5 protein-coding genes are annotated in these 8,309 nt (G+C 38.6%); 2 read left to right on the top strand and 3 right to left on the bottom strand.

Annotated elements, in window-relative coordinates; genetic code table 11:
- Positions 1-101: 101 nt before the first annotated feature.
- Entirely contained in the window at positions 102-2,090 is a 1,989-nt protein-coding gene (gene dndD, locus GNF10_RS32975; RefSeq protein ID WP_185607371.1) for a DNA sulfur modification protein DndD, read from the bottom strand.
- Positions 2,091-2,506: 416 nt separating this feature from the next.
- Entirely contained in the window at positions 2,507-4,147 is a 1,641-nt protein-coding gene (gene dndC, locus GNF10_RS32985) for a DNA phosphorothioation system sulfurtransferase DndC (protein ID WP_185582259.1), read from the bottom strand.
- A 160-nt stretch (positions 4,148-4,307) separates the two neighbouring features.
- Between dndC and GNF10_RS32990 the strand changes: the two genes are divergently transcribed.
- Together GNF10_RS32990 and GNF10_RS32995 are read left to right on the top strand one after the other, a co-directional pair.
- Complete coding sequence (locus GNF10_RS32990; protein ID WP_185582260.1) at positions 4,308-5,906, top strand: DGQHR domain-containing protein; 1,599 nt, start codon at positions 4,308-4,310, stop codon at positions 5,904-5,906.
- Between the two features lie 123 nt (positions 5,907-6,029).
- Positions 6,030-7,235 (top strand): AIPR family protein, encoded by a 1,206-nt coding sequence (locus tag GNF10_RS32995; protein WP_185582261.1) that lies wholly within the window; start codon positions 6,030-6,032, stop codon positions 7,233-7,235.
- 77 nt (positions 7,236-7,312) lie between these two features.
- On the opposite strand, the gene GNF10_RS33000 is transcribed toward GNF10_RS32995, so the two are convergent.
- The gene (locus tag GNF10_RS33000; RefSeq protein ID WP_185607372.1) at positions 7,313-8,293 is read right to left on the bottom strand and encodes an HNH endonuclease; all 981 of its coding nucleotides are present in this window, start codon (positions 8,291-8,293) and stop codon (positions 7,313-7,315) included.
- Positions 8,294-8,309 lie beyond the last annotated feature (16 nt).

Consider the following 8,309-nt stretch of genomic DNA (forward strand, 5'->3'; position numbering starts at 1 on the left):
TTAAGGGAGAAGTCGGATTTTCTTGGCTCTGTTCAATATAACAGAATGTAACAATACTATCTTTGGCAACTTGGTATAAATACTATATCCCACTAAAAGAATCACCAAAAATATTGATTTTCTACTACTGTTGTTTGGCGGGTGGAGGAGTCGTATTTGAGGAGATATTCGCGGGCGATCGCTTCGTTTTCTCGCAGTGTTTCCACTTCTTTCTTCCCAATCTCAGTATCCGTAGATAACAAAATCACTTGATGGCTGGCGGATGGAAAGTAACGTTCAACTAAGTTGCTGCGGTGAGAGGAGTCTAGTCTACCTAGTGGCGTATCGATTGCTACTGGTAGGCGGTGTCCAGAGACTTTAGCTAAACCCCAGAGGAATGCGATCGCAAGTAGTTGTTTTTCGCCAGCAGAGAGGCGATGTTTAGGGACAGGTTTACCATTTAAATCGTAAAGCAAAAGGCTGAAAGTCTTAGTATCAATGGTGATACGATGCACTAAATCTGATTTATGGAGCAGATAAAGGAAGCAGTTTTTAACTTCCTCCTCTAATTTATTGAGTTTTCGCAGAGTTAATTTTTCACGAAAAATCTTGAGTGTGTTTTGAACTTTAGCCGCAGAGGTAATAATATGTTCGCTATTTTTATGTTTAATATTTTCTACAGTATATTCACTTAATTCTTTTTTAGACTTGGCAATAATAGTTTCTAATTCAGCTAAACGACGGCGGATTGTTTCGTAATTTGCTTTAGCTTCAACAACTTGATTTTGTGCCGCTTCTAGTGCTTGACGCAGCTTTGTATAATCTTCTGGTGCTGCTGCTGTTTGCACTTGCCTTTCTAAAGTATGAATTTCTTCTTCTTTATTTTTGAGAATAGCTAATTTTTCTTTTGCAGAAAGTTTAGAATTTTGTAAGTGATATATAAGATTATCTAGCTGACTTAAAGTTTCATCATCAGCTAATAGCCAAGGTGCTTCTGTCTGGATAGTATTTACATATAAATTATCGACATCTTGGATTAAAAATGATTGGATTTTTTCAACTTGTATCGGAGAAATTTCGACTTGATTGAGCCAAGTAAGTAAGCGCTGATCTCGTTCAAGTAACAAATCTTTAGAAATTTGTACTCGTTGATGGCGAAATTCCTTTTCTCCCTGTGTCTGCGCCTGATTAAGCAAATTAGGAATTAATGCCAGAGGTAAAACATCAGCCGCTAATTCACACATTGACTGACGTACTTGTTCAATTTCCGCAGTTTTTGTATCTTGTTGTAGTTCTAGCTGATTGCGTTCGGCTGCAATCTTTCCACCTTCAGAAATAAATTTATCAAAAGCTTCTTGCTGCTTTTGTTCTAAGTTTTCTACCTGATTTTTGAGAGTTTCTAATTTATCTACTGTTATTTGATAATCTTCTTGCTGTTGGGTTAATCTAGTTTCAATTTCCTCTAGATTTGCTAAATCCTTACTATTACCAACTTCTTTAAGTTTACGGTTAACTAAGATATCTAAATCAACTGCTAAACGATCTGCTAACTCTAAACCTAAAAGTCCGCGAATAGCTTCAATTACAATTAATGGAGGTGATTCCTGTTCTGCAAGGTTTCTTACTTGTTCACCATCAAAGAGAAATAAATTAGAAATTCCTAATGGCAGTATATTTTCTATATAATCATCCCATGTATTTACCAACGAATCCACAGGCCAAGTATCATCATCGCCTAAAATTCCTAAATAATCTTTTCCATCTTTAGGATTTTTTTCCCAAATTCTAACAATCCGATATTTTACTGGTTTATCATCTTCAATGTGTTCAAAAACCAATTCAATCCGGGTTTTCTCAGTAGGGTTAGCTTTACTATTAACACATTGGTTTAAAAAATCATTATAACTCAAATTACCACGGGTAGAACATTGAGCGCGATGACCATAAAGCGCAAGGCGTATAGCATCCATCAGCGTAGTTTTTCCCCCGCCATTCATCCCACCTAATAAAATAATTGGGCACGTATTTTCATCTTTTCTTGGGTCAAGATTGATTACTTGTCTTCCAAAGTAAGGGCCAAAGTTTTGTAGTACAAGTTCAAGAAATATCATTGATATTTAAGAATAAAATTCAGAAGTATGGTAAAGGCAGGAAAAGCGTTGAAACAGGTGTTAGAGAAACATGGCATTAGCCAAAATAAGTTAGCAGTGACAATGGGAACTGGACGCTAAAATGTTAATCGCCGGGTAAATGAGATGATGAACCCTGTAGCGGAGGGGGTGCTAGAACACCGATTCACTAATAAAACACAAGACTGATAACCCCTGTTTTAGCGTCTTTTACAACTAAACATTCCTTGTTGCAACCCAACAAAACCTCATTTTTTCGTCATGATTCCGATTACTGAATTGGTGTTCTAGAAATTCGGGATGCACTCAAGAAAATTAATCCAGCCGCAGCAGAGGAGTTTATAAGGCTTTACTTGGGAGATGTTGATGATGAGACACACCCTTAAAGCACTGTGTACCTATTTTTGAAATTTCATATTTCCCCAAGTCTTTGTCTCGGCATCAGATTTTGTAAGGTTTGTTGCGTCAACTTTTGCATCAGGCGCGATCGCTTGTGTATCGGGTGTGGGAAAATCTGCTAAAGTTAGCTGCTTGACCTTTTCAATATCGCCTTCTTCCGCTGCTGTTTTCAAATCCCGCTTTAAATGAGCATTTTTAACTGCTTCATCTTTAGAACGCGAACTTGTAGCAAAGCATTTTTCAAGGGTGTCGTAGATTCCCACACGACGGGACATTTTCCGAAATTGGCGTTCTGTGTCTAAAAGTTTAGCCATGAGTTCCAAGTGCATACTATCATCTGCACAGATTTCTTCTAACACAGCCCATTCATCACGACCTAGTAGGCTATAGTCTGCACCAGGACGTGGGTCTTGAAATTCTTCGCCTGTCACTTCTTGATAAATCCGGGGTAAGCTATCATCAAATTCGTGTTTTTCTTCTAGCCAAATGCGGCGAATTTCGCTCATTTCTTCTAGAGTAATTAGGGTGATGTCACGCATATTTTCTGGCGCTGTACGACGGGTTTTTGTTTGCGCTTCTAATAATCGTCTGAGCCAATGTTCCCGCCAATATTTAGTATATGGCCCAGGTATTGGTTCAACAGAGTTTTCCCCGTTTTTATTGCGTTCAAATAGTTGGACATCTCCCCAAATGCGACGGAAATCCCTCTTGTCCCAGTCTTCTTTAATATCTAGTTCATTACGAATATCTAATAGAGGCTGCATCCATTCTTTCTCCTCATCATTTTGGATCATTGCCTCCATCGATTTATCCTTACTAACGATTGTGCAAACCCAGCAGCCAAATCGGGAATCACCACAGCTAGGAGTAGAAGTATCAACAACTAGTGGACATTCATTATCGGCTGTTGCACCTCGATACATAATAAATAAGTCTTTGTTGCTATATCCCCAAGAATTTTGCCACTGATTTAAGTAAATCCAAACTTCATCAGTACGCCAATCTTCAATAGGAAGATAAATCAATGAGTTAGGTCGGTTAGGATTAGTATTTATGTGATCGCGCACCCGCGATTCTCTATGTTTAGCCATCGTAGCAGCACGTTTCATACTTTCAGCCTTGCGTGTACCTAAGACAAGAATTACTTCACCACTAGACCTAATAACTGCACGAATAAAGCTGTCAGATGGTTGAATTTTAAGGCGTTCAGTACACCATCTAAATCTGTTTCGTGGCGCTGGGTAGCCTTTCCCAATTAAGTTTACCCAAAAGGTATCCTTAATTGCAGGATAAAGCAAATGCGGTTCAATTGGCATTTCTTGCTCTTTAGCAGCAACTTTCATCTGTTCTAAGGAGTTACGTACCCAAACAGATACCACAGGGTTTTCTACCAGCGTATCAGTTGTAATAACATGGATTGTTTTAGTTCTCTTTTCCTGGGGGAGTGCCGCGATCGCATTCCAGATAAGCTGTAAGGTAGCAGTACTATCTTTGCCGCCCGAATAGCCCACCACCCAAGGTATCTCATCTAAACAGTATAATTCTTGAATTTCAGTGGTGAGAGCTTGGATATAGTCCACTAACTCTGCTACAGTACGTACTTGCTGATTTTTATCTTCTTGCTGTTGTGCTGTAGCCATTTCTCCTTACCTATTGAAATATGGATATTCTTCACCCTTCCTTGAATTGCTCTGAGGGTAGCCACTGTATTGTACAGACTTTAAAGCAAAAAATTAACAAACCTCTAATCTTAACACTAATTGTAATTTCATATTCGATAAACAAGTTTTAAAAATTAACATGAAAGATAGTAAATCTGACCCAACTGCTGACATCGCCAGAGGGTACCCGCAACAGGAAAATAACGAAAAACAGGTACTCACTTCACTGCTAGAGAAGTTTTTAGGAAAAAAGGATCGGATTCTTGTTCAAAAAACCGAGATGGGTCGTACTGAAGCTTATGTTAGCTCTGTTACGCTGGAATGGTTTGCGGATCGAGTTGATTTCGGCTCTGGCTTACCTCTGTTTCAAAAAAAGTATAATTCTGAGACTGATAATGTCGAGATTGACGCGGATAGCATTGATGAAATTCAGCAGCGTCCCCTTGATTGGTCACGTCAAGCACCGCTAGTGCAGTATTTAGCGGGTCGACACAACCATAAGTTTCCGCCGGTGTTGGTGGTGATTAATCAACCGTGGGTGGATAATCCCAAAGCTGCTGAGTGGGATAGTGAAGGACGCGCCACAAAATCTACTACTGATTTCATCCCCCTAGATAAAGACGCTAAAGTAGGACTGCTAAATATTTCTGAGGATGATGTGACTATTTATGCCTTAGATGGTCAACACCGATTAATGGGTGTAAAGGGGTTGATGGAGTTAATTAAAAATCGTAAACTCCAGCGCTATAAAAAAGATAAAGGTGCTGATGACAGTTTTATTACAGTCAATGATTTGATAGAAAAATACCAAGTAGACCTTGCTTACTTGCAAAATTTACCCAAGGAGAAAATTGGTATTGAGTTTATCTGTGCGGTAGCAGCTGGGGAAACTCGCACCCAGGCGAGACGGAGGGTAAGATCGATTTTTGTTCATGTTAATTTGATGGCTGCACCCTTGACTAAAGGTCAGCTAACACAGTTGAATGAAGATGATGGTTTTGCGATTGTTGCTAGAAAAATTGCAGTTACACATCCACTATTAGAACAACGACAAGAGCGCAATCCCCGTGTTAATTGGAATAGTGCAACAGTAGCCTCCAATTCTACAGTTTTGACGACTTTGCAAGCTCTACAAGATATGTCTGAGCGATATTTGGCTCAAAAGTTCCCTCACTGGAAACCCTTGGAGAAAGGTCTAATTCCCATGCGTCCAGAGGATGAAGAACTTGAGCAGGGAATTGAAGAATTTAAAAAGCTATTTGATTCTTTGGCTAGTCTTTCTAGTTATAAGATTTTAGAACACGAGGATACACCAGCTTTACGGCGCTTCAGCTTTGAAAAAGATGGAGGTGAAGGAAATATGCTTTTTCGTCCGGTTGCTCAAGTTGCATTAGCGCAAGCTTTGGGAATTTTGGTTTTTAAAAAAGGTTTTTCCCTAGCAGATATTTTTAAGAAACTGCGGAAGTTTGACCAGCAAGGCGGCTTTAGTGGTATGGAATATCCCCAATCTCTTTGGTATGGGATTTTGTATGACCCAAATAAAAAGCGGGTGCAGGTTGCTGGACGAGATTTGGCGGCGAAGTTATTGGTTTACATCCTGGGTGGAATTCAGGAACAGATAGAACGTGCTGAACTTCGTAAGGCTTTGGCGGATGCTAGGACTGTGGAAGATAAAACTATAGGTTTTGATGGTAAGTTTGTTGAACCCAAGCAAGTAGGACTTCCACCTGTACTGTAAGGATTGTATATAAAATGACGTTTCTGTAGTTGCATTTAGGCAAACTAGAAGTGTATAATTTTGTGAGTGTCCAGTTGGGCATAAAACACAAGTAAGGCGTTCCGTAGAGCGCAGGAAAAATAAATGGCTACAAAAATAACAGCTCCTTTCTTTGCTACTGCTGCTTGTAAAGCATACAAAGAGGACAAAGAGTCCAGTCGAGTAATTTGGAATCTGACAGTTCCTCTATGCGAAGTGCCTCAAGGTTTGCCTTTAGATCCCAATGCCAGACTAGCCAACGAAAATCGGCGGACTGTAAAGAGTATGTTGACTACTCTGGCACAAAAGCCAGAAGAGTTTATTTTCTACAACAATGGAATTTTAATTGTTGCAGACTCAATACAGGTTAAAGGTCATGGTGTCGGTGGAGGGTTTGACGTTGAGCTTTTACTTGTCAGTCCTGAGGAAGGACAGGAAGACAATTTCATAGGTAATGGTATCGTAAATGGTGGGCACACTTACACTGCTATCACAAAAGCCCGCAGTCATTACGATAAATTAAAATCAAAAGGATCTAAACCAAAACTTAACCAACAAACTGGTAAGGCTGACTACTCAGAGTTAGAAAATGCTAGTGTGCAAATTTTTGTGCTGGTTAACATCAGCCAAGAAGAAATATCGAATATCAGCAGGTATCGTAATACTAGTGAGAGTGTTGAGGAGTTTAGTCTTAAAAACCTAGCTGGAGATTGGGACATCATCGAAGAATACCTTCCTGCTGGATGTAAACCTTATGTTGCCTTCAGAGAAGGTGAAAATAAGCAATTCGATGTGACTGATTTGGTTCGTCGCCTTGCTTGCATTAATAATAAGTTGTACCCCTGGCGAGGTTCAGACGGTTCACCTAAAAATCCTAGCGCAACTTGCTCTGCATACGGAACTCTCATTAAGAATTGGAAAAAGGAAGACTTTAGTGAGATTGTACCTTTACTTAAAGATGTCCTCTATATTGAGGAGTGCCTTCGTGATGAATATGATCGGCAAAAAGGGCTGAGTAAGTTAAACGGCGTTGAAAAAAAGACTTATCAGTTCATCACAGGTAAGCAATTTAATCACACCCTTCCCATTACTTTCGTATTTCCCATTCTTGCAGCCTTCCGTGTATTTATCAAAGATGGAAAGTGGGAGAGTCCTGTAGAAAAGTTATGGGATGAGATGGGAAACACCCTCCTGAATAACTTGCTAACTGCCTACAGAAATGAGGGGAGGGGAAATCCAGCCGCCTTTGGGCGTTCTGCTTCAACATGGTCTAACCTTCTTTTAGTTCCCATGTTGAAGTTAACTGAATAGTTAAACTTACCTGAGCGTTAATAACTATACCCATATTGGCAGTTAAACTCTTATATGGGTATAGTTTGATATTTATTTCATCTTGATTGAAATATGTTTTGGCGATGCCATTGCAGCGCTTCCAGTTCTGGAAAATGTTGCTCTGTATTTGGTAAAAGTATTGTTTCACCATGAAAATCTTTCATAGGTTTAGCATGGGGAGATGCTTCTTCCAAATCATTGCTAACTATAATTTTGTATTGCTCATCTACAGCAAACCAACCGCGATCAAATGCCCAATGATGGTTTTTGCAAAGTGCTATTCCATTATGAATTCTACTATCATAGAATTGTGAAAATGGCTTAATATGTGCGCCATCAACGATTTTTTGAATTACAGATTTAGTAACTTTAAGTCCACAAAAAGCGCATTTATAATCATAAATATTTACAATTACTTTCCTGAAAAAAGCATTTCTAACTAGTTCTTTTCTTAACTTCCACCTGGGATTAGTATCTAAGTTACTAGACTCAATGATTTTTGCTATTTTTAAAGGGACATCTTGAAAATTTTGGTTAATGGTTAAAAAATTTTCAATCGTATTATCTTCAGATGGCAGCCAAGCTGAAACAAGTGCATCAATTAATATTTGCCTAGAAATTTCATCTTGAATTAAATAAAATAGTTCATCATCCAAATGTGCATAATCAACATCTTCCTTGAGTTTGGGAATTGTTTGCGGACGACCGCCTTCATATCCAGAACTATACTTGAGATGCCAAAATTTACCATTATCATTTTTTAGATGAAAAAAAGGAAGAGCAAAATCACTTCCCTTAAAAGTACTAGAAGCAAGTACTTCCCAATACTCCTTGAAGGTATTAATTAATTCATTTGATATGGTGATATGATTATCTGTGATTAAATCTTGTGTAATTAGGTCAATTATAGATAAAAGTAATATGGGTTTATTAAGAGCATCGCCCTTTTTCTGAGTTTTATATACCTTAATACTAGAGAAATATTCACAATAATAAACTAAATTTCGCTGGTTTGCTGGCTGTTGTGCTTTACTCATTGTTTCATTTTTATAT

Source organism: Nostoc sp. UCD121 (assembly GCF_014222285.1).
GTDB lineage: Bacteria > Cyanobacteriota > Cyanobacteriia > Cyanobacteriales > Nostocaceae > Nostoc.

Coding starts and splice junctions, on each gene's coding strand:
- GNF10_RS32990 (WP_185582260.1), top strand. CDS start 4,308: ATGAAAGATAGTAAATCTGACCCAACTGCTGACATCGCCAGAGGGTAC.
- GNF10_RS32995 (WP_185582261.1), top strand. CDS start 6,030: ATGGCTACAAAAATAACAGCTCCTTTCTTTGCTACTGCTGCTTGTAAA.
- GNF10_RS33000 (WP_185607372.1), bottom strand. CDS start 8,293: ATGAGTAAAGCACAACAGCCAGCAAACCAGCGAAATTTAGTTTATTAT.
- dndC (WP_185582259.1), bottom strand. CDS start 4,147: ATGGCTACAGCACAACAGCAAGAAGATAAAAATCAGCAAGTACGTACT.
- dndD (WP_185607371.1), bottom strand. CDS start 2,090: ATGATATTTCTTGAACTTGTACTACAAAACTTTGGCCCTTACTTTGGA.